Consider the following 20,652-nt stretch of genomic DNA (forward strand, 5'->3'; position numbering starts at 1 on the left):
CATCGGCTGAGGGTCGCTCCGGTCAACCGGAGGCAGGGCTGAACCGTACCGGCAGCAATTGCGGCCCCCTGGTGAAGACGCCCTGTTCAGCGGGCGTGAATCCGTCCGCGAGCCGCAGGTCGGGCATCGCGTCCAGCAGCTGGTTGACCGCGGTCTCCACCTCCGCCCTGGCCAGCAGCGCCCCGACACAGAAGTGCCGGCCGAGCGCGAACGCCAGATGGTCTGCGGCGGCCGAGAACGCGGTGGTGCTGGTCAGGTCCGTGCGAAAGAGGTCGAACCGGTCGGGTTCGTGGTATCGGGACTCGTCCCGGTTGGCGGAGCCGATCAGACACGTGACGGTGGCGCCGGCCGGGACCGTACCGCCGCTGAGCTCCACCTCCGTCGCCGCCTGACGCATGATCATGTGGACCGGCGGGGTGTAACGCAGCGTCTCGGCGAACGCCCGGTCGATGAGGCTGCGGTCCTCCCGTACCGCCGCGAGCTGCTCCGGATGGGTCAGCAGGTTGGCGAAGACCGAGGCGATGACCTTGTCCGTGGTCTCGCCGCCCGCCGCGAGCAGCAGGCTGCAGAACGCCTTGATGTCCTCGTCGCTCATCCGTACGCCGTCGACCTCGGCGGCACAGAGCGCGGAGAGCAGATCGTCACCGAGCGCGCCCCGGCGCTGCTGGATGACCGGGATCATGTACGCGGCGAACTCCTGGCGGGTCCGCTCGCCTGCCGCAGCGACCTCCGGATCCCCGGCGAGGTTGCCGAGGAAGGCGATGACGGTGGTGTACCAAGCGTGAAAGCGGTCATGGTCCGCGCGATCCAGCCCGAGCATGTCGGCGATGACGAGGACCGGGAAGCGGGTGGCGAACCCTCCGACGAGATCGGCCTCGCCGGTGTGCCGGAAGGTGTCGATGAGTTCGCGCGCGTTGCGTTCGATGACCGGCAGGAACTTCTCCTGGAGGTCGGTGCCGCGGAAGGCGGGGGCGACCAGGGCCCGGCGCACCGCATGCTCACGGCCGCTGAGCTGCAAGATCGTCCGGCCGTGCACCGGTTCGATCTGCCAGTCGTAGTTGTCGGTGGTGAACTCTCCCGCCTTGTCCTTGAAGACCCGCTCGACGTCCTCGTACCGGGAGACGAGGTAACTGTCCGTGGCCTCGTGGTGGATCAGCGGGGCGCTCTCCCTCATGGTCCGGTAGGCCCCGTAGGGGTCGGCGGCGAAGGCGGGCGAGAGAATGTCGGGCAGTGGCGACACGTGCGACTCCTGTGGGGCAGAGGTCATGATGCTCCAACGTGGTGAACGGGCAACGCCATCAAGGTTATTGATCCGCTGTCCGCACCCATACCCCCTGGGAGAACGTCATGCCCGCCGGTCCGCGCCCGTCCGTCCTCTTCGTCACCGACCTCGCGTACCCGGCGCGCGGCCGCCGCTACTGCGACGAGGACATCTTTCTCACCTCGCGGCTGCGCGAGGAATTCGATGTCGCGCTCTGTCATCCGCGCGACGCGGCCGCGCTGCTCGACGGCTTCGACGCCGTCGTTGTCCGCAACAGCGGCCCGGTGCTGCACTACCAGGAGGCGTACGACGCGTTCTGCGCCCGCGCCCGCGAGCGGAAGGTGCCGGTGTACAACCCGCTGACCGGGCGCGGTGACATGGCGGGCAAGCAGTATCTCGTCGATCTGAGCGCCGCGGAGTACCCGGTGATCGCGACCGTGGACCGGGCGGGCGATCTGGGGCTGCTGCCCGGGGCGGCCGAGTATGTGATCAAGCCGAAGCTGGGCGCGGACTCGGTCGGGCTGCGCTTCGTCAGGCCCGACGCGCTCGCGGCCGAGGTGGGCGCCGAGCCGGACGGCAGCGTGCTCGTCCAACCGAGGATCGACTTCCGCTACGAGGTGTCCTTCTTCTTCATCGACCGCGACTTCCAGTACGCGCTCCACGCACCGCACCCCGAGCAGCGCTGGGTACTGGAACCGTACGAGCCGACGACGGCGGATCTGGACTTCGCCCGCAGGTTCGTGGAGTGGAACGACCTCGCGCACGGCATCCAGCGCGTCGACGCGTGCCGGACGGCGGACGGTGACCTGCTGCTCGTCGAGCTGGAAGACCTCAATCCGTATCTCTCGCTGGACCGGGTGACGGACGAGGTGCGGGAGGCGTTCGTGGCCCGGATGAAGACGTCGGTACGGGCCCTGCTGCGCTGACCTGTCCGGTCGTCCCCCCGCATGCGGACCCGGACCGTCTCCGGCGCCCGGCCGGAGCGGGTCGAGGAACGGCTCTGGATTCCCACGGCGCCCAGCCCGACAGCTGGGCGTCATCCGCGCCGATTTCGCGCTGCCCGACCGGCACGGCGCGTCACGTGGGGCTGCCATCCCGGAGCCATCACCTCTCCGACCGTCGCGGCGCGATCGGACAGAAGGCGCCACTCCGGTACCGAGCTGCTCGCGTCATTCCGTGGTCGGGCGGTGCCGGCCGGAGGCCCAGGTGTGACTGGTGGCGACGATGGACGTGACGATGTCGAGTTCGGCTTCGTCTCGAGGCCCGTGGACAAGCACCATGCCCGGAGCGAGCCGGACTCCGGCGAGCGGATGTGCCACGGCCCAGCCGTGCGCGACCGCGTCGGCAGCCAAGTGCACAGGCAGCGCGACATGCAGCGAACCGTCGGGGGCAGGGTGCAGGTGGGCGAACTCCCCGGCATGCGGTACGAGGAACGCGTCGTCGGGCCCGGCCTGCGGTGCCGTGACCATGAATCCACGCGCGCCCGGGACGGAGAGGGCGGACTGACGGCTGTGTACGCCGGGTAGCGCGCTCAGCCGGGCGAACAGCTTCTCCTGCACCTCGACAGGTGCGTTGTCGGTACGTTGCCGCTGAGGAATCGTCGTACTGACGTCGGGACGCGGACCGGCCCGGTCCGGAAGGTCCCCGGACAACGTCTCCCAATGAGCCGGCGCAGGTACCGGCCCTCCCTGCCGGGCGAGGAAGGCTGCCCGCTCGACCAGCCAGCCTGCCAGGGCCGCCAGTGCGTCACGGGCGATTCCATGGCCGACCTGGTCACGCCGGGAGATCGCGGGTGCCCCCGACTCGACGGTCAGGTATCGCCATGTCCGGTCGAGCAGGTCGCGGGGAATGACCTGGTCGTGATCGCCTTGTGCGACGAAGACGGGCACTCCGGCGAGCCGTGCGACATCGGTGGGCACCCCTGCCTCGAACGGCAACGTTCCGTACAGGATCGCCGCACCGGCGAACCGCGCGGGATCATCCAGCAGAAGACCTCCCGCGAAGGCGGCTCCGCCGCTGAAGCCGACGAGAATGACCGGGCGGCCCGGCGGGGCGATGCCGTCGAGCCACAGCCGGAACCAGTCCATGGTGGCCCGCAGCGACTCCGCGACGGGACGGCCGATGCCACGGTTGGCGAACCAGGCGAAGCCGCCGTGTTCAGCGATGGGAGCGCGAACCGCCGCGTAGGAAAGGCCACGGGGCAGAGCGTCCGCCAGCCCGATGATCTCGGTCTCACGCGAGCCGCGGCCGTGCAACAGAACGACGAGTGGCCCCTCCGCGTCTCCTCGGGTCACCACAACAGGTGTGTCGAAACGGCTCACCACGCGCCTCCCGTGTCAGTGCCGTGGGTCGGTGTCGCAGGAGTAGTGCTCACGAATGCTGTCCCTTCAGGCGGTGGGGCCGAGCAGGGCCCGGCCGGTCCGCTGAGGCCGGTTGTTTCCGGCGGTGGGTGAGATGGTGAAAAGGCCCGGCTCGTGCTCACGATCCGTGTCCTGGGCCTCCCGTCCGTGCAGCTCGTGCTCGACGACGAAGCAGAGGACGTTGCTGGAGAGGTGCACAGCGACCAACTGTGGTCAGTTACGGATGAGCAGCACGAGAGCAGCGATCACAGCGGCAAGCACCAGGGCCGCGACGCCGTATCCAAGCCGATGGGCCCGCAGCCCGGGGAGAAAACGGTCGACGGCGAACCTGCCCGGACCGGTGAGGGCCAGCCCGGCCGCACCTGCGGACAGCAGGAGTTCGTACTCGACACCCGTCGGGGCGAAGAAACCGCCGCCCCACTTGACTGCCAGCGCGTTGATCATTGTGCCGAGCACGGCCGCGCCCGCGAGCGGCGTGAGCAGCCCGAACACAAGGCCGAGTCCGCCGAGGACTTCACTGAGTCCGGCAATCAGCGCCATGGTTTCGCCGGAAGGATAGCCACTCATGGTGAAGAACTGACCAAAGCCTTCAAGCCCGCCGCCACCGAACCAGCCGAAGAGTTTCTGCGCGCCGTGGGCGGCCACTGTCAGACCGAGAACCAGGCGCAGAATCAGCAGCCCCACATCGTAGGCGTGCAGAGAGGGGCCCTCCGCCCGAGCGCCGGAGGAGGAGGGGGTGGTGTGCAGGATGGAGGTCATTTTTTACACGTGCCCTTCTACAGGGAGTGGAAGTTGAACTTTCAAGCGTTAGGAGAAGCCTACCTGTTGCGTGAAACTTCAAGCAACTTGTTCGCCGTCACGATGACCTCCCGAACTTCGCCCCTGGGCCCGGCAGGCTGCCGCCGGTACACCCCGGTTGTCCCGCGTTGTCCTCGTCGGCAGCGCGAGGAGCGCAGCATCCACCGGCGTTCGCCGGACCCGGAATCGGGCAGGACGGTCACGGTGACGCCCTACGGCGAGGACAACTGGTGCCGTAATGTGCCCACGGTCACCGGCACCATCGCAAACGTCTCTTCCTCGACGGTCAGGAGCCGGCCGACCCATCGGTCGCGGACCACAGTGCGTCTCCGCGGCCACCGGCGGCCGGTGCGTGGCGCGTGTCGACGACGCGCACATCCATGACGGGGTGCCGGCTGTCACATATGTATTCACGAGACAGTGATGAGGGAGCGTATGAGGGGCGGGATCGGGGACGTCGTCCGTGGGGGCGTGTGCCTGCTGCTGGCCGCCGTGCTGCTGGGGGCGGCCTGGCCGCTCTGGCAGCGGGCGGAACGGCTGCGCGCCGACGACGTGGACTTCGCGAAGGTGGCGGTGATCGAGGACGGGCACCCCACCGACCAGCTGAAGGTGTGTGGGGACCACTATCGCAAGCCGTACTGCATGCAGCGGGAACGCGTCACTGTGCGGGACACCGACTACGAGCTCAAGCGCGCGTCCACGGTGTACACGCTGGAGCTGACCCGGGCGGACAAGCGCGCGATGGAGCTGCGCTACCGCGACCACCGCTCGCACGAGGAGCGGGACTCGGTGTACGGACGGGCACGGACCGGGGAGCCGGTGACTCTGTTGTGGTGGCGCGGATCGGTACGGATGATCCAGGCCGGTGAGGGCGACGACACGGCCACCGTGCGCACCGGCCACTACCCGGGACGGCTCTTCAGCGGGCCCGCCGCCCTGACCTCCGCGCTGTGCGGGATCGGCCTCGGGCCGCTGTGGGCGGCGCTGTGGCTGCTGCTGCGCGGGCGGCGCAATCCGCTGACGATGGCCTGGCAGTGGCTGGCACCGGCGCTCGCGCTGGGGGGCGCGGGCGGTGTCGGCGCGCTGGTGGCGCTGATCGCGCCACGGCCCGAAGCGGTGGTGCGGGGCTTCGCGGTGGCGGCGGTGGCATTGCTGGTACCGACCCTGCTGTGGCTGCGGTGGTGGACGCGGACGCGGCTGCCGCGCAAGTGCGAGGTGGAGCCGGTCGAACCGGTCGAGGTGCACGCGGTGGACGGCGCCGTCGCGGGAACGGGCCCGTGGAAGCTGGACATCAAGGGCCCGCTGTACGTGGGGCCCGGGGTGCTGGGCACGACTCCCGACCCCTGCGCGAAGGTGGCGTTGAAGCCGCTGCCGGGCCCGCTGCGGGTGCTCGCCGTACGGCCGCCGTTCCGCAGTGATCCGCGGGCGGTACGGCGGTACTCGATCACCCCCTACATGGACGAGGAATCGCGATCGAGAAGACCGAAGGGCCGGTACCAGCAGGTGGGGGCAGAGGCGACCCATCCGCTGGTCGCCGTCTGCGAGGTACTGGACGGGCCGGGGCGTGGCTCGCGGGTGCTGATAGGGGCGCCGGAGCAGGACATGCCCGAGGTGCTGGGAGCCATCGCCGCGCACGCGCGGCGATGGCGCTGAGCCAGTACGTCAGCAGCGCCTGTGGCGTGCGATCGTCGCGCACGCGCGAGGATGGCCGACGGCACGCCCGGCCACGTCGATGACGTGGGCGCCGACGACCGCCCGGGGTCCACGGTTCGAGCCAGTCGTGCGATCGCCGGGGCGCGATTCCCGTCGGCCCGAGGCCGGCACCATCATCGCGCGCCGGTGCCGCCCCGAACCGGTGCCGCCCCGTCGCACAATCTGCAGTCACTGCCGACCGGACCGAGCAAATCGCGGACACCCCTGCCGCCGGGCAGGTCGCCCGGTGCCTCGTCCATGGTGACGACCAGGTCGGCGTTGTGGACCAGCAGATCGGCGGTGGTCACGGTTCCCCGTCGGTGTAGTCGTCCAGGATGGACAACGCCGCGGCGGTCGCGGCGATCGGATCGCCGGCGAGTACGGCCTCGAACAGCGCGGTGTGGAACGGGTCGTCGCCCGCGTCGTCCATGCACTGATTGGCCTTGACGGTCTCCCACAGGGCGTCGCTCATGTTCCGGTAGAGGTCACCGAGTAGCCAGTTGTGGGAAGCCTCGGCGATGTACAGGTGGAAGTCGACGTCGGCCCAGGCTGTGGTCCCGGGACACGATGACGATGGCTATCAGACCGACGATGATGAACAGCGGCGCGGCGACGGCACCGAGCCACGACAGGGCGCGGATGCCGAGATAGGTGATCGCGACGAAGGTCGCGCCCGCGAGTACGGCGACGAGTTGTTCGTGCCAGCCGAAGGCCTGGTTGAGGGTCGCTCCGGTGGCACCGGTGTTGAAGGCGAACCAACCCACGACGATCGTGGCCAGGAAGCCGGAGGCAACGACATGACCGACGCGGCCGAAGGTCTTCGTGGCCTGGAGGGCGAAGTTCTCGCCGGTGCTGCCCGCTCGATGGCTGAGCAGACCGACGTACACGAACATGACGAGGTTGGCGACGAGGATGGGGGCCAGCCCGCGCCAGAAACCCAGGACGGCGACGACGACCCCGCCGGGTACGGCGTTGGTGAGGATCATCGGGAATCCGAACCACACGGCCGACACGGTCAGGAGGGACTTACGCCGTTCCTGGGGAACGGGGCTGTGCTCGTACTCCGAGTCGAGCTCTGTGCTCGGGTGCGCGGCATCGGCCGCGACGGGTATACGACTGTCCATGGGCGAGTCTCCGAGGTGGGGCAGGTCCTGTCGTCCCACTCCCGCGGTCGCCGGGAGGGCGGACGGGAGTGGGGCGACATGACCTGGCGCGTGGTCAGATGAGGAAGTCGGCGAGGGCCTTGGCTGCCTTCTCGAAGGCCTCGACGGGCGGGTGTGTGATGCCGGCGCCGATCATGCCGATGCCCGCTTCCTTGTGGGCGATCGCGGTGTTGATGACCGGCAGGATCCCGGTGGCCAGGACCTTGCGTACGTCGATCCCGGTGGGGATGCCCTGGAAGTCGAGCATGGGGATGGTGACGTTGGGGCTCTGTGCCGTGGTGATCTCGCCCATCTGGCGTGTGAAGCCGATGGCCTCCTGCACGGTGCCGCCGACGAGGGCGACGATGGCGGGCGCGGTGGCCATGGCGAAGCCGCCGAAGCCGTAGGTCTCGCTGATCGCGCTGTCGCCGATGTCGAGACCGGAGTCCTCCGGCTTGTATCCGGCGAACATCGGGCCGACGACCTTTTGGGCGGGGCCGGTGAACCACTGGTTTCCGCCCAGGCCACTGACCCGTACGCCGAACTCGACGCCGTTGCGGGCCATCGTGGTGACGATGGTCGAGCCCTCGATGCCATGGGCCGCGTCCATGGCGGCCTTCGCCATGGCCAGCCACGTCGGGCCGGAGAAGTAGTCCGAGCTGGCGATGAAGTCGAAGACTTCCTTCTTCTGCTCGGTGGTGAAGCCGGTCTGCAGCAGGGACGGGGCGAGCGCCTGCAGGAGCAGCAGGGTGCCCGCGATATTGCGGTTGTGGCACTCGTCGCCCATGTGCAGCGCCTGCGAGAGCAGCAGCCGCAGATCGATGGGGCCGCCGATCTCCATGGCTTCCTTGAGCATGGGGCCGAGGACGTCGCGCATCCAGACGAGCCGCTCGATCACCGACTCGTCGTTCGCCCCCATGCGGAGGATCTTCGCCATCTGCTCGGACAGGTTGGTGTACGCCGTGTTGCCGTACGTCTCGTTGTGGACGATGTGCATGTACATCGACGCGGAGGTGACTCCGGCCATCGAACCGACGCAGTCGTGCTCGTGACACGGCGAGAAGGTGATCCCACCGGAGGCGGCGAGTGCGGCGGCATCTTCCAGATCGGCGGCGAGGCCCTCGAAGACGAGCGCACCGGTGACGGCTCCCTTCATCGCTCCGGCCATGCGGTCCCAGGTGATGGGCGGTCCCGCGTGCAGGATCGTCGTCGGGGTCATGCCGGGTACGACGTCGATGGCGCGGCCGAAACCGGTCAGCATGGGCCGCGAGTTGGCGATCCGTTCGACGGCGAGGGCGTTGGCCTCCTCGATCCGCGCGGCAACCTCCGGGATCTCCAGGGCGTCGAGGGCGGCGAGGATCTCGGGCTTGCCTCCACCCGGCGGCGTCCAGTCGAGCGTGGTGACCTTGGCGCCCTGGGCGGCGATGTCCTCGTCGAACATGGCCAGGCCGACGTTGACGACGTCGAGGTCGCTCTCGAAGAGGCTGGTGATGCGGTTGCTCATGCGTGCTTGACCTTCCGGGCTATGGCACGGGCGAACTGGCCCGTCTCGGTGCTGCTGCGGGTGACGGTGACGCCGGCTGCCTGCAGGGCGGCGATCTGGTCGGCCGACGCCGGGGTGTCGAGGTCCGTGCCCAGGACGTAGCCGACGATCTCCAGGTGGCGGCCCGCTTCGGCGGCGATCCCCTTGGCCTGCTCGATGGCCGGCAGGGTGACGCCGACCGGGTCCTCGTGGGCGCCGAAGCCGAGGACGAAGTCCATGACGACGACGGCGACCTCCGGGTCCTTGGCCTCCTCGACCAGGCGGGCCAGCCGCAGGGAGGGGTCGATCATGGGGTGCGGGCGGCCGTTGGTGAAGTCGTCGTCACCGAAGTCGAGGAACGTGTGCCCCGTGCTGGGGCTGTCGGCGGTCAGCCGGCGCTCGGGGTCCTTCTGGATGTTGCTCCATACGTCGTCGCCGCTCTCGAGCATCGCGTACATCGACTCGTCGCACAGCGTGCCGCCGCAGAACAGGCCGCGTACGAAACGCTGTTCCGGCTTGAGGAGAGCGGCGACCTCGTCGATCCGGCGTGTGTCGAGCGGCTCGACGGCCGCGTCCGGGTTCACGCCGAGACGTACCGCCTGCAGGGCGGCGTCCTGGCTGCCGGACGCGAAGTGTCCGCCGGCCGCGACGACCGCTTCCTCGGAGCCTCCGACGAAGTAGACGACGACGGGCTTGCCCGCGGTGGCGATCTCGGCAAGCACCTTTTTCTCGACCGAGGGGGCCGGCGGCTTGGAGACGAGCACGATCACGCTGGTGGCCGGGTCGGCAGCGAACGCCCGGATGCCGTCGATCATCATGATGCCGCCGACCTGCTCGCTCAGGTCGCGACCGCCGGTGCCGATGAGCTGCGAGACACCCGCGCCCAGGGCGTGGATGCGGACGCTGACCTCCTGCGCGCCTGTGCCCGATGCGGCGACCGCGCCGACCGAGCCGGGGCGGACGGCGTTGCCGAAGCACAGGGCGACATTGTTGATGATCGCGGTGCCGCAGTCCGGGCCCATCATCAACAGGCCTTTTTCGTGGGCCAGTTCCTTGAGGGCGACCTCCTCCTCGACCGGGACGTTGTCGCTGAAGAGCAGTACGTGCAGGTCATTCTCAAGGGCCTTGCGGGCCTCACGGCCGGCGTAGGCGCCGTTGACCGCGATCACGGCGAGGTTGGCGGCCGGGTTGTCCTGCGCCGCGGCCGCGATGGTCCGGTGGGTGATGGTCGCCTCGCCCGTGGCGGACGCCTTGCGCTGGAGGAGCTCCTCGACACGCACGAGGACCTCGTCGGCGTCGGCTCCCTCGCGGGCTTCGACCACGACCATGAGGTCGCCGTTGCCCGCGGCTTCGAGTTCGGGTGTGAGCAGGCCGAGGTTGCCCAGCACCCCCTTGTTCATCTCCGTGCCCATGGCCACGAAGGCCTGCTCCACCTCGTCGAGGCTGTTCGCCTTCGTCGAGATGGCCATCAGGGATACAGAGTCGAAGTAGGTGTTCTTCTTGACGACTGCTGTGATGCTCACAGCGAACCTCGCAGTTCTCTCTCCAGGTGAAGCCCGGTCACCAGACCGGACAAGGTGTCGGTGCCGGAGGTGTGGCCGTGGGCCAACGCGCGGCGGACCGGGGCTCGGACGGTTTCGACCGCCTGCACTTCGCTCTGCCCGGGGGTGGCGGCAAGGGAGCACAACACATCAACCAGTTCGGCACGGACGCGTCCTGACAGTGCCTCACGCAGGGTGGTCGTACTCAACAGCGTCGTACGGCCGGGCTGCTCGTCGAGTACGTCGTGGAGTACCCGGGCGAACAAACCGAGCCCGCTGCCGTCGAGCGACGACAGCAGGGCGATGGCGGTGAGGAAGTCGTCGCCGGCCGGGGTGAGTCCGGGGCCGAGGCCCAGGAGGGCGAGGACGGCGTCGCGCATGCCGACGGTGTCCGAGGAGCGTACGGCCCGCACCAGCGCATCGCGTCCGTGTTCCAGCGCCGTGCAGACAGCCACCTCCATCGGCGCAGCACCCGGCGATACGCCGAGCATCCCACCGAGCTCGCCGTCGACGGACACCAGGTGGTGCAGGGCCCGGGCCGGAACTGCAAGCTCCGACGGTGTCAGGGAGTCAAGGCGCGGCAGAATGGGATGCCATTCCGCGGCCCCCCGCACGGAGACCCGAAGGCCACCGAAAGCGCCCTGCAGGACGATGCCGTCCGGGCCGAACTCGACGACCCGACCCGCTTCCACCCCACGGTCGAGCCAGTGCGCGATGTCCACGACAAGGGTCCGGGGGGCGTCCCCACTCCCCCGTGCAGCCAGCGCCATCAGCCCGCCATCCGGCAACAACAGGTTGATCACGCCCCGAAAGACGCTCTCCACACTCCCGCGCCCCCTGAGCATGCGCAGGTGCGCCAGGAGCACAGCATCACCGGAACACGGGCGCAGAACCGCAGTCGCGCTCACCGACACCACCGCCACTCCTGTCCGACCGGACCGCCAGGGCGCGCTGCGTCCTTTAACCTCAACCGCTGGAGACTGGTATACCATTTTGCAGCCGGAAGCGAACTAGTCGGAGGAGGAGTCCATGCGCATCGTCGTGGCTCTCGGAGGCAACGCGTCGGCACGGCGAGGCGAGCCGATGACGGCGGACCATCTGCGCGCGAACGTCAGGGCATCCTGTGAGGCACTCGCCGGACTCGCCGGCGAGCACGAGGTGGTCATCACCCATGGCAACGGCCCGCAGGTGGGCCTGCTCGCCCTGCAGAACCTGGCCTACCAGGACGTCGCTGCGTACCCGCTCGACATATTGGGCGCGGAGACACAGGGCATGATCGGGTACGTCATCCAGCAGGAGCTCTCGAACGCACTGGGTGGCCGGCGCGAGGTCGCGGCGGTCCTCACGACCACCGAGGTCGACGAGTCCGACCCCGCGTTCAGCCACCCCACCAAGCTGATCGGCCCCATGTACTCCGCCCACGACGCCGCCGACGCGGCGGCCGAATACCGGTGGACCATCGCGCGTGACGGCGCCGGCTTCCGCCGCGTCGTCCCCTCGCCCCACCCGTTGCGTATCGTGCAGGCGCCCCTCGTCCGCACCCTCCTGGAGAACGACCGGCTCGTCGTGTGCGTCGGCGGTGGCGGCGTGCCCGTCAAGACCGACAGCAAGGGCCGCCAGACCGGTCTGCAGGCGGTCGTCGACAAGGACCTCGCCAGCGCCGCCCTCGCCGCCGAACTCAAGGCGGACATGCTGGTCATGCTCACGGACGGCGACTACGTCAGCGAGAACTGGGGGACGCCCGAGCAGCGGGACATCCTCACGGCCTCGCCGGAAGCCATCTCCGAGCTGGCCTTCGCCGAAGGATCGATGAAGCCGAAGGTGGATGCCGCGATGCGGGTCGCGAAGGCCGGCGGACGCGCGCTCATCGGCCCGCTGGACCGCCTGGACGACCTCCTGGCGCGAAGGGTCGGCACGGAGATCCGCTCCGATGTCGCCGATGGGATCGTCTTCGTCTGAGAGCCTGTCGGGTGACCTTCGATCGGATAGCGGACGCGGTCTGGTGCGTGCGATTCCAAGGCGGCGGGATGCCCTCGGATGGGGTCTCCCCTGCTCGAACGAAGCTGAGAGCCTGGGGAAGGAGCTACTAGGATATTTCGGCAACGCGGGAAGCGTGCGTGCCAGGGCGTGGCCGCCCGATCAGAGGTCACCCGACAGGCTCTGAGCCGAGGGGGGCGCCTTCGCGTGCGCCAAGGGAATCACCTTGGTGCACGCGAAGGGGGTCACGCGAAGGGGTTCACCTTCATAGGAGCCGCCGCACGAGCGCCCGCGCGTCGCTCAACCGACCGGCTCCGCCTACTCCTTGGAGGACCGCAGATGGGCCGCAGCCGCGCTGCGGCCCATCTCCAAGTGCTTCAGCACGAGCTCCTCGACGCGCGGCACGTCCCGCGCCACGATCGCGTCGTAGAGACTCTCGTGCTCCCTCGCCACACCCAGCAGGTCGTCGTGCCGGCTGAGCAGCCAGCGCATGCGGCTGCGAAGGGTGCGCTCCAGCTCGCTCAGCAGCTCGTTCGCGGCCAGTGACGTCACTGTCTCGTGGAAGTCGGCCGCGGCGCGCCGCGCCTGTACGGCGTCTCCGCACCGCGCCGCCTCCAGCTCGGCATCGAGGTCGGCGCGCAGCTTCTCCAGCCCCGCGCGGGTACGCCGCTGAGCCGCCAGCCGGAACGTCAGCGTCTCCAGCGCGGAACGCACCTCGCCCAGGTCCGAGACGTCGGTGGGGCTGAACTCCCGCACCACCGCCCAGGTCCGCGGCCGGGGCGTCACAAGGCCCTCCGTCACCAGTGCCTTCAGGGCATCGCGGATGGGCAGCCGACTCACACCGAGCTCGGCGGCCAGCTCACGCTCGACGAGCTTGCTGCCGGGCCGACGCACACCATCGAGAATGTCGTCGCGCAACTGACGAGTGACCCGATCCGACTCGGGCTCGAAGCCTTCAGAACCTGCCATGCCGCTCATTCTCTCATCACGTCGAGGAACGTCAGCTTTGGTATACCGCTAGTACACCGCCGACCGCACCCGTCACGTTCAGGCGGGTGTGTAGCCCCGCTCCCGCACCAGGCGGCTCGCGAGCCGGGCGAAGGCCCGAGCCGCCGCACTCTGGTACGCGCTGTCGCGGCGCAGGAGGGTCACTCGACGCGCGGGCAGGGGTGGATCGAGGGCGATCGTCGTGAGGTGCGGATGGTCGTGCGTGATGGCGTCCGGCAGCACTGTGGCCAGCAAGGGGGTGCGCTGCACGATCTCGATGAGGGCCTGAATGGAGTTGGCCTCCACGGCGATGGGCGGGTTGATGCGGTGCTCGGTGAAGTAGCTGTCGATGTGTCCGCGCGTGACGAAGTCATTGCTGAGCAGCGCGAGACGCTGCTCGGCCAACCTGCTGGGCGGCATCGGCTCCCGCCCCGCGGAATCCGCGTCATGGGCCGCGACGACCAGGCTCAAGGTCTCGGTGAACAAGGCGTGTGCGCTGATGCCGGCGGGATGTGGCGCCTCGAACGCGATCCCCAGGTCGATCTCGTCCGCCAACAGGCTTGCCTCGATGCGATCCTGTGTCATCTCCCGCACTTCCAGGGTGATCCCGGGATGGCGGGTGTGCAGCTCCTGCACCAGCGGGCCGATGAGGTAGGCCGTGAACGTCGGTGTCATCGCCAGCCGCAGCCTGCCCCGGGACAGGTCTGCCACGTCGAGTACCGCACGGTCGGCCGCCGCGAGGTCCCGCAGGGCCCGCCGGGCGTAGTGCACATAGGCGTCGCCGGCGTCCGTGAGCCGGACACTGCGGCCGCTGCGGTCGAGCAGCTGGACGCCGACCACTCGCTCCAGCTGCTTGACCTGCTGGGACAGCGTGGGCTGAGAGATGTGCAGCTCCTCGGCGGCGCGGGTGAAGTTGCCGTGCTCGGCTACCGCGATCAGGTAGCGGAGGTGGCGTAGCTCGGGACCCATGGCCCGAACTATAGGTGCGGGGGCGCGCCCCCTCCTGGCCAGGGCTTCTCGTCGACTGCGGCCTTCTCCGCGCCTGCTTCCTGCTCCGTCGATGGACTGATGCCCCGTGCATACGCGATCCACGTCACGCCACGCACCGTACGAGCGACCGCTGACAGTCAACCCTGCACACCCGCCGGACATGCCCATAGATGCCATCTATAGCAGTCATGGATATCAAGTCTTGGACACTATAGGTGCGGTTCATGCATGGTGAATGACGTCGGTCCGCAAGGGCGGTCGGCCACCCGATGGGAGTGAACGAATGCACCATCTCTCAGACGGCATCGCGCATTTTCGCCGTACCGTATTTCCCGCCAAGCAGCAGCTTTTCGCCCGCCTGGCCACACATCACCGGCCCGAGACGCTGTTCATCGGTTGCTCTGACGCCCGGGTGACTCCCGAGCTCATCACGCAGAGCGAACCGGGCGAGCTGTTCGTCATCCGGACCGCGGGCAATCTGGTTCCCGCCTACGCGCCCGGCGCGGACGGTGTCGCAGCAAGCATCGAGTACGCCGTTGCCGTACTCGGTGTGACCGACATCGTCGTCTGCGGTCACTCGGCCTGCGGTGCGATGACCGCCCTGGCCGAGGGGCACGACCTGAGCGCGGCGCCGGTGATCGCGGACTGGCTGCGGCATGCGGACGCGGCCCGCGCCAGGGCTCGGGCGACCGCGGCTCCCGCCGCATCGGCCGAGTCCAGGGTGACCACCCTCGTACGTGCGAATGTGGTCGCCCAGCTGCAGAACCTGCGCACCCACCCCTCGGTGGCCCGCGCGCTCGCCGAACAGCAACTCTCGCTGCATGGCTGGATGTTCGACATCGCGTCCGGGGCGGTCGAGACGCTCGACGACGTCGATCGCGGCTCCGCGGCGGCCTGACCTCCGGCCGTTCCGTTACCGCTCTCCCCCTCACATGCCGCGCCTCCCCCTGGCCGGCACCCGAGAAAGGAATCCCTCATGGTTCACGCCCAGTTCTCCCCCACCGCCCGTGAGGCCGTGTCCGCGGCCGCTGTTGCGGCCAAGACCAGCAAGGACTTGACGTGGCAGGAGATCGCCGACGCGGCCGGTCTGTCCGTGGCCTTTGTGACGGCCGCCGTTCTGGGCCAGCACGCGCTGCCCGAGGACTCCGCCAAGGCGGTCGGCAAGCTCCTCGACCTCGACGAGGACGCGGTGCTGCTCCTGCAGACCATCCCGACCCGTGGCTCCATCCCCGGCGGCATCCCGACCGACCCGACGATCTACCGCTTCTACGAGATGCTCCAGGTCTACGGCACCACCCTCAAGGCCCTGGTCCACGAGCAGTTCGGCGACGGCATCATCAGCGCGATCAACTTCAAGCTCGACGTGAAGAAGGTCGCCGACCCCGAGGGCGGCGAGCGGGCCGTCATCACCCTGGACGGCAAGTACCTGCCGACCAAGCCTTTCTGACCATAGGCCAGTAAAGGCGCACGTCAGGGTTCGAACACCGGCGCACGCCGAAGGCTCGGTGGCGGCGGTGGGCCGCAACACCCCTCCCGGCCCACCGCCTCCCCTTGCTCCCGTGAGGCACCACCCCGAAGCGCCACCCGCCCCGCAGCCGAGAGGCAGTCCCGCGGGACCCCATGAACTTCGCGCAGCGCACCATCGAGCTCGCCCGCCAGAACGTTGAAGAGGACAGACGCCTCCCTTCCTCACCGCCATCGTCAAGGACGCAGAAATCCAGCCGACCGCCGATGCGATACGGGCCGCAGGGCTCCGCCGTCGACGTCCACCGGCTGTGGCAGAGGCACAACGGCGGCAGTCGACGGATCGAGGGCGCACCCACCGCCTGAACGATTTGGTCAACCATTACAGCGCCGATCGCCCCGCCCGCGGGAGGTCCCGCCCTGACGGCCCGGAGGGAGCGCACCCGGCGGGCGAGTCGGGGAACGATGAGCGCCCACGTCCCGCGCATCAACCGATCGGCTGACCCGCGGGTCGTCCCCACGTCCTCTCATCTCCAACCGGTTCAGCGACGGCGGACGCCCACGAGCGGACCGAGCATGGGCTGTACTGCCCCTCGCACCCACGGCCCGGTCACCGAAGCACCCCGCGACCCCAGTTCCAAGGACATCACCCACCACAGCTCCCCCACCCCACCGAAAGAGGAACGCCATGGCCCCTCCGGGCCACACCACTCGCCTGTTCGTCTCCCTCGCCGGCCTGGCCGTACTCGCGACCGCGTGCAGCACGCAGTCCGACGGTGACCCGTCCGCCCGGCAGAAGCCGTCGGCGGGCAGGACCGACTCCGCATCCCCCGAGGACAAGGCCGAGCGCTCGGCCTCCCCCAAGCGTTCGGTCGCCGACCCGACCGCGAGCCGGGACCTGCTCGAAGGCGCACGTTCCGGTGACGCCGACGCCATACGCAGCGCGATCAAGCGGGGCGCGGACCTGGAGACGCGCGACAGCGACCGTCGCACCCCGCTGCTCCTCGCGGCCACCGGCGACCATGTGGAGGCGGCCGAGGTACTCGTCGAGGCGGGCGCGGACCCCGATGCCCTGGACCAGCAGCACGACACGCCCTGGCTGGTGACCGGCGTGACCGGCAGCGCCGCCATGGCACGCACCCTGGCGAAGGCCGACCCCGACTACACCATCGTCAACCGGTACGGCGGTACGTCCCTCATCCCGGCCGGCGAGCACGGTCACGTCGACTACATCCGGGAGGTCACCACGAACCCGGACATCGACGTCGACGTCAACCATGTCAACAACCTCGGCTGGACCGCCCTCCTGGAGGCCGTCATCCTCGGCGACGGCGGCGAGGACCACCAGGAGTCCGTGAAGCTCCTCCTGGACGGGGGCGCGGACAGGTCCATCGCGGACAAGTCCGGCACGACGGCACTCGAGCACGCCGAGGAGCACGGCTACGACGAGATCGCCCGACTGCTGCGCAAGTGACCGCACCGCCTGCCGCAGCATGCGACTACAGATGTGCGTCTTCCACGGCAGCGACCTGTCCGAGGCGTGGAGTGCGGGCCCCGAGGGCGTCCTCTGCGGCGACCTCACGTCCTACCGGCCGCCGTTGTCGTACCGCCCGGGGTTGTCCCGTCATCCCTGACGGGACAACCCCTCAGACCAGCTTTCCGTCGCGGGCGACGACCCGGCCGCCATGGACGACCAGGTCACGGGTGGGCATGTCCACCACGACCTGCGGCAGCCCTTCTCCGCGTACGAGGATGAAGTCGGCCGGCGAGCCGGGCCGCAGGTCGGCCCGGTCCAGGCCCATCACCTCGGCGCCGCCGTACGCGCCCGCCTCGAAGCAGTCCGTCAGCTCCTGGTCCAGGCGCGCGCCGGTCACCCAGCCCAGGATGTGCGCACGGTGCAGCATGTCGGCGTTCCCGAACGGGCTCCACGAGTCGCGCACCCCGTCCGAGCCCAGACCGACCCGTACACCGTGCTCACGGAGCTTGGCGACCGGCAGCACCAGCGACGCACTGGGCGCGACAGTCGTCAGCGAGATGTCGAGATCGGCCAAGTCCTTTGCAATACCTGCCAGTTCACTGTCGGACAGGGACGGCAGGCAGAAAACATGGCTGACGGTGACCCTGCCGCGCAGAGACAGCGCCCGGGTGCGGTCGATGATGCTGCGCAGGACCGGCATGCCCTTGTCGCCGCGGTCATGGAGGTGGATGTCCACCCCGACGCCGTAGCGGTCGGCGAGACCGAAGACCAGATCCAGCTGCTCGTCCATGGCGTTGTCGAAGCCGATCGGGTCGATGCCGCCGATGAAGTCCACGACCCCGCTGCGGACCGCCTCCCTGAGCAGGTCCTCGGTACCCGGTGTGCGGATGACACCGTGCTGCGGGAACGCCACCGTCTGCACGTCCAGGGCATGCTTCAGGCGCTCACGAGCCTCGGCGAGCCCTTCCACGCACGCCAGCCCGTAGGCCGGGGCGACATCCGCGTGCGCACGCATCGCACGGGTGCCTCGAGTCACCGCGTGGGCCATCAGGCCGTACGCCCGCTCCCCCACCGGACGCCTTTGGCTGCGGAACAACTCCGCGTCCTGCTCGGCCAGTTCGGCGATCGAACCGGCTGGTTTGCGCGACACCCACTCACCACCCCATGTCGTCTTGTCCGGGTGAATGTGCGCGTCCACGAAGGACGGCAGGGCGATGCGGCCGTCACCGTCGATCACGTCGGCCCCCGCAGGAGCCGCACCCTCACCGATCCGGCCGTCGACCACGACCAGATCCACGGGCTCGCGCACCCCGAAGGGCCGCACATTACGGAAGACCACGTCCCTCAGCGGTCTTGTCCCGGCGTCGGCGCGAGCCGATGTGGATGCCGTGGACGGGTCGGCCGCTGAGGTACGGAACATCATGTGCGAGAACTCCTTGGGATCGAGTGAGTGCAGCGGGGTCAGAGCGGGAGGCCCTGTCGGACGACGCGGACCGGCGTCTTGAGAAGGGACACATCCTTGTGCGGGTCGCCGGACAGGAGGACGGCATCACCGCTGAATCCGGGGGCCAGCCGGCCCAGGGTCCGCTCCTGGCCGAGGAGTCGGGCAGCGGACGTGGTCGCCGTACGGATGGCGTCCAGCGCGGACAGGCCGGACTCCTTCATCAGCTCCACCTCCCGGCCGATGGGGCGGACTCGGCCGCCGGAGGAGTCGGTGCCTGCCGCCAGCGGTACGCCCATCTCGTGCGCGTCGAGCACGGCACGCTTGAGTACGGGCAGGTAGGTGCGCCCACGCTCGGCCAGGATCGGGTTGTCGGAGTCGGCGAGCCCGGCGATGGCTGTGAGGGTGGGGGTGAAGTACGTACCCCGGCGGCGCATTTCGTCGAGCGTGTGCTCCCCGACGAAGACGCCGTGCTCCAGGGAGCGGATGCCCGCGGCCACGGCGTCGTGGCAGCCCTGGCGGCTGTAGCTGTGGCAGAGGACACCCTTGCCGCCACGGCGTGCGGCGGACACGATCTCGGACAGCTGCTCGTACGAGTACACCTGTGCGAGCGGGTCCTGCTCGGGCAGGCCGGCGCGTTCGTTGACACGGGTCTTGATCACGTCGGCGCCGCGGGAGAGGTTCACCTCGACCACGCGGCGCAGCGCCTCGGTCGACCGCACGCCGTCCTTCAGGCGGGCCAGCGGGGTGAGGTCCGGGTCGGCGAGAATCGTGTCGCCGAGGTCGGGCGTGACGAAGATGCCCGCGGCGCTGAGCCTGGGCGCCGATTCAGGCAGCCGACGGGCCAACTCCCTTACGGCGATGTCCTGGTAGAAGTTGGTGGAGCCACTGCGTGCGCTGGTCGCGCCCTGGCGGACCGCGTCCCGCGCCTCGGCGACGGTGTTGATGTGGATGTGCGCGTCCACCAGACCGGGCAGCACCCAGCGACCCTGTGCGTCGAGGCGCGGCAGGCCGTCCGGCGTGTCCACACGACCGCGGACCCCGACCGTGCGCACCACTCCGCCGCGGATCACGACGACCGCGTCCTCGGTGACCTCGCCGGTCTTCGGATCGAGCAGTGTGCCGCCCTCGATGATCAGGTCCCCGGTGCGCTGGGCGCCCTTCGGGGTGGCACCGAAGGCCTGGGGTGCTGCACCGAGTACGGCGGCGCTGCCGGCCAGGACGGCGGCACCCGCCAGCACTCCGCGACGGGTGACCCGGCTCGAGGGGGGTGGGACTGACTCGACACACATGGCGGACTCCTAGGCGTTGTGTACATGCCTCCCCGGCTCACTTTTTGTATACCAAATGAGTAAGGCAAGGCAAGATCTCGTCCCATCAATCCCGAATCATGCAAGTATGGACATCTTTCCTCAGGGAGATTTTGGTATCCACAAACTGGGATGGGTGGAAGAATGGTCACCGCGTCCCCTGAATGTCGTCGGGTCAAGCGCTTGCATCAGGATCCTTAGAGGAGCTGGCCCGCGCCGGACATCCGGAGGGGAAAGCAAGTCCGGCGATGCGCTGGGGGTGAACGACCCCTTCGAGCGCCGGGAGGTCGGCCGGTCCGGGAGTTGCGGCAGCGCGGCCCGCGGGTGGTCAGGGACCCCGAGACGTACGCGGGGCTCGCGGTGGACGAGGGCGTGCGGCTGGTGCGGGGCGATGTGACGGCTGCGGGGGTCGATCGCCGGTATCGTCCGCGGTCACGACGCGGTGGTGCACGCGGTGAGCCCGTTCTCCGGGCCCGAGCGGGGTTTCGACGGTCTCGATCCGCAGTTCTATGTCAAAGCGGCCGGCGCCCTGCTGCACGGTCTCGCCGAAGCGGGAGTGGTGCGCCTGCTGGTCGTCGGTCCGTTCGCGAACCTGACGGGGCCGACGGACGGCTCGTACTCGACGACCCGGCGGCCTTCCCGACCGCTCGGCGCATCTGCTGTCGTACGCGGACCTCGCGGTGGCGCTGG

General features: G+C 69.3%; 20 protein-coding genes. 6 read left to right on the forward strand and 14 right to left on the reverse strand.

Annotated elements, in window-relative coordinates:
- Nucleotides 1-22 precede the first annotated feature (22 nt).
- Nucleotides 23-1,267: a cytochrome P450 gene (locus OG395_RS13595; RefSeq protein WP_327243151.1), complete on the reverse strand. Its 1,245-nt coding sequence runs from the start codon at nt 1,265-1,267 to the stop codon at nt 23-25.
- An 80-nt stretch (nt 1,268-1,347) separates the two neighbouring features.
- Here OG395_RS13595 and OG395_RS13600 point away from each other — a divergent pair, with 80 nt between their 5' ends.
- Nucleotides 1,348-2,187 (forward strand): hypothetical protein, encoded by an 840-nt coding sequence (locus OG395_RS13600; protein ID WP_327243152.1) that lies wholly within the window; start codon nt 1,348-1,350, stop codon nt 2,185-2,187.
- Between the two features lie 243 nt (nt 2,188-2,430).
- On the opposite strand, the gene OG395_RS13605 is transcribed toward OG395_RS13600, so the two are convergent.
- From OG395_RS13605 to OG395_RS13615, 3 genes are all read right to left on the reverse strand, one after another.
- Nucleotides 2,431-3,582, reverse strand: coding sequence for a luciferase domain-containing protein (locus OG395_RS13605; RefSeq protein ID WP_327243153.1), 1,152 nt, complete (start codon nt 3,580-3,582; stop codon nt 2,431-2,433).
- 66 nt (nt 3,583-3,648) lie between these two features.
- On the reverse strand, nt 3,649-3,819 hold the full coding sequence (locus OG395_RS13610; protein ID WP_327243154.1) for a hypothetical protein: 171 nt from the start codon (nt 3,817-3,819) through the stop codon (nt 3,649-3,651).
- A gap of 15 nt (nt 3,820-3,834) precedes the next feature.
- Nucleotides 3,835-4,380 carry a DoxX family protein gene (locus OG395_RS13615; RefSeq protein ID WP_327243155.1) on the reverse strand — a complete coding sequence of 182 codons (546 nt, stop codon included), beginning with the start codon at nt 4,378-4,380 and terminating at the stop codon, nt 3,835-3,837.
- 474 nt (nt 4,381-4,854) lie between these two features.
- On the opposite strand from OG395_RS13615, the gene OG395_RS13620 reads away from it, so the two are divergent.
- Nucleotides 4,855-6,072, forward strand: a complete 1,218-nt coding sequence (locus OG395_RS13620; protein WP_327243156.1) for a hypothetical protein — start codon at nt 4,855-4,857, stop codon at nt 6,070-6,072.
- 173 nt (nt 6,073-6,245) lie between these two features.
- Here OG395_RS13620 and OG395_RS13625 read toward each other — a convergent pair whose 3' ends face one another.
- The 6 genes from OG395_RS13625 to OG395_RS13650 all read right to left on the reverse strand — a co-directional run bounded on the left by OG395_RS13625 (nt 6,246) and on the right by OG395_RS13650 (nt 11,140).
- Nucleotides 6,246-6,419 (reverse strand): hypothetical protein, encoded by a 174-nt coding sequence (locus tag OG395_RS13625; RefSeq protein ID WP_327243157.1) that lies wholly within the window; start codon nt 6,417-6,419, stop codon nt 6,246-6,248.
- Entirely contained in the window at nt 6,416-6,637 is a 222-nt protein-coding gene (locus tag OG395_RS13630; RefSeq protein ID WP_327249327.1) for a hypothetical protein, read from the reverse strand. The genes OG395_RS13625 and OG395_RS13630 overlap by 4 nt, the downstream gene beginning before the upstream one ends.
- Nucleotides 6,597-7,235 carry a cytosine permease gene (locus OG395_RS13635; RefSeq protein ID WP_327243158.1) on the reverse strand — a complete coding sequence of 213 codons (639 nt, stop codon included), beginning with the start codon at nt 7,233-7,235 and terminating at the stop codon, nt 6,597-6,599. The genes OG395_RS13630 and OG395_RS13635 overlap by 41 nt, the downstream gene beginning before the upstream one ends.
- A gap of 94 nt (nt 7,236-7,329) precedes the next feature.
- Nucleotides 7,330-8,757: a DUF1116 domain-containing protein gene (locus OG395_RS13640; RefSeq protein ID WP_327243159.1), complete on the reverse strand. Its 1,428-nt coding sequence runs from the start codon at nt 8,755-8,757 to the stop codon at nt 7,330-7,332.
- Nucleotides 8,754-10,298 (reverse strand): acyl-CoA synthetase FdrA, encoded by a 1,545-nt coding sequence (gene fdrA, locus OG395_RS13645; RefSeq protein ID WP_327243160.1) that lies wholly within the window; start codon nt 10,296-10,298, stop codon nt 8,754-8,756. Before fdrA ends, OG395_RS13640 begins: the two co-directional genes overlap by 4 nt.
- On the reverse strand, nt 10,295-11,140 hold the full coding sequence (locus OG395_RS13650; protein ID WP_327243161.1) for an oxamate carbamoyltransferase subunit AllH family protein: 846 nt from the start codon (nt 11,138-11,140) through the stop codon (nt 10,295-10,297). The genes fdrA and OG395_RS13650 overlap by 4 nt, the downstream gene beginning before the upstream one ends.
- Nucleotides 11,141-11,345: 205 nt before the next feature.
- Between OG395_RS13650 and OG395_RS13655 the strand changes: the two genes are divergently transcribed.
- A complete protein-coding gene (locus OG395_RS13655) occupies nt 11,346-12,275 on the forward strand; it encodes a carbamate kinase (protein WP_327243162.1) in 930 nt (309 codons plus the stop codon).
- Between the two features lie 336 nt (nt 12,276-12,611).
- Here OG395_RS13655 and OG395_RS13660 read toward each other — a convergent pair whose 3' ends face one another.
- Nucleotides 12,612-13,262, reverse strand: coding sequence for a GntR family transcriptional regulator (locus OG395_RS13660; protein WP_327243163.1), 651 nt, complete (start codon nt 13,260-13,262; stop codon nt 12,612-12,614).
- Between the two features lie 78 nt (nt 13,263-13,340).
- A complete protein-coding gene (gene cynR / locus OG395_RS13665; RefSeq protein ID WP_327243164.1) occupies nt 13,341-14,249 on the reverse strand; it encodes a transcriptional regulator CynR in 909 nt (302 codons plus the stop codon).
- 304 nt (nt 14,250-14,553) lie between these two features.
- Here cynR and OG395_RS13670 point away from each other — a divergent pair, with 304 nt between their 5' ends.
- The 3 genes from OG395_RS13670 (at nt 14,554) to OG395_RS13680 (ending at nt 17,208) form a co-directional block, all read left to right on the forward strand.
- A complete protein-coding gene (locus OG395_RS13670) occupies nt 14,554-15,168 on the forward strand; it encodes a carbonic anhydrase (RefSeq protein WP_327243165.1) in 615 nt (204 codons plus the stop codon).
- 78 nt (nt 15,169-15,246) lie between these two features.
- Nucleotides 15,247-15,717: a cyanase gene (gene cynS, locus OG395_RS13675; protein ID WP_327243166.1), complete on the forward strand. Its 471-nt coding sequence runs from the start codon at nt 15,247-15,249 to the stop codon at nt 15,715-15,717.
- A gap of 705 nt (nt 15,718-16,422) precedes the next feature.
- Entirely contained in the window at nt 16,423-17,208 is a 786-nt protein-coding gene (locus tag OG395_RS13680; protein ID WP_442818553.1) for an ankyrin repeat domain-containing protein, read from the forward strand.
- A 172-nt stretch (nt 17,209-17,380) separates the two neighbouring features.
- Here the strand turns inward: OG395_RS13680 and OG395_RS13685 are convergent, their stop codons facing one another.
- The gene (locus OG395_RS13685) at nt 17,381-18,631 is read right to left on the reverse strand and encodes an amidohydrolase (RefSeq protein ID WP_327249329.1); all 1,251 of its coding nucleotides are present in this window, start codon (nt 18,629-18,631) and stop codon (nt 17,381-17,383) included.
- Between the two features lie 41 nt (nt 18,632-18,672).
- Nucleotides 18,673-19,944, reverse strand: a complete 1,272-nt coding sequence (locus OG395_RS13690; RefSeq protein ID WP_327243167.1) for an amidohydrolase family protein — start codon at nt 19,942-19,944, stop codon at nt 18,673-18,675.
- Between the last annotated feature and the right edge of the window lie 708 nt (nt 19,945-20,652).

Source organism: Streptomyces sp. NBC_01320, from assembly GCF_035974375.1.
Lineage (GTDB): Bacteria > Actinomycetota > Actinomycetes > Streptomycetales > Streptomycetaceae > Streptomyces > Streptomyces yanii.

Coding starts and splice junctions, on each gene's coding strand:
- OG395_RS13595 (WP_327243151.1), bottom strand. CDS start 1,267: ATGACCTCTGCCCCACAGGAGTCGCACGTGTCGCCACTGCCCGACATT.
- OG395_RS13600 (WP_327243152.1), top strand. CDS start 1,348: ATGCCCGCCGGTCCGCGCCCGTCCGTCCTCTTCGTCACCGACCTCGCG.
- OG395_RS13615 (WP_327243155.1), bottom strand. CDS start 4,380: ATGACCTCCATCCTGCACACCACCCCCTCCTCCTCCGGCGCTCGGGCG.
- OG395_RS13620 (WP_327243156.1), top strand. CDS start 4,855: ATGAGGGGCGGGATCGGGGACGTCGTCCGTGGGGGCGTGTGCCTGCTG.
- OG395_RS13635 (WP_327243158.1), bottom strand. CDS start 7,235: ATGGACAGTCGTATACCCGTCGCGGCCGATGCCGCGCACCCGAGCACA.
- OG395_RS13640 (WP_327243159.1), bottom strand. CDS start 8,757: ATGAGCAACCGCATCACCAGCCTCTTCGAGAGCGACCTCGACGTCGTC.
- OG395_RS13655 (WP_327243162.1), top strand. CDS start 11,346: ATGCGCATCGTCGTGGCTCTCGGAGGCAACGCGTCGGCACGGCGAGGC.
- OG395_RS13660 (WP_327243163.1), bottom strand. CDS start 13,262: ATGGCAGGTTCTGAAGGCTTCGAGCCCGAGTCGGATCGGGTCACTCGT.
- cynR (WP_327243164.1), bottom strand. CDS start 14,249: ATGGGTCCCGAGCTACGCCACCTCCGCTACCTGATCGCGGTAGCCGAG.
- OG395_RS13670 (WP_327243165.1), top strand. CDS start 14,554: ATGCACCATCTCTCAGACGGCATCGCGCATTTTCGCCGTACCGTATTT.
- cynS (WP_327243166.1), top strand. CDS start 15,247: ATGGTTCACGCCCAGTTCTCCCCCACCGCCCGTGAGGCCGTGTCCGCG.
- OG395_RS13680 (WP_442818553.1), top strand. CDS start 16,423: ATGGCCCCTCCGGGCCACACCACTCGCCTGTTCGTCTCCCTCGCCGGC.
- OG395_RS13685 (WP_327249329.1), bottom strand. CDS start 18,631: ATGTTCCGTACCTCAGCGGCCGACCCGTCCACGGCATCCACATCGGCT.
- OG395_RS13690 (WP_327243167.1), bottom strand. CDS start 19,944: ATGTGTGTCGAGTCAGTCCCACCCCCCTCGAGCCGGGTCACCCGTCGC.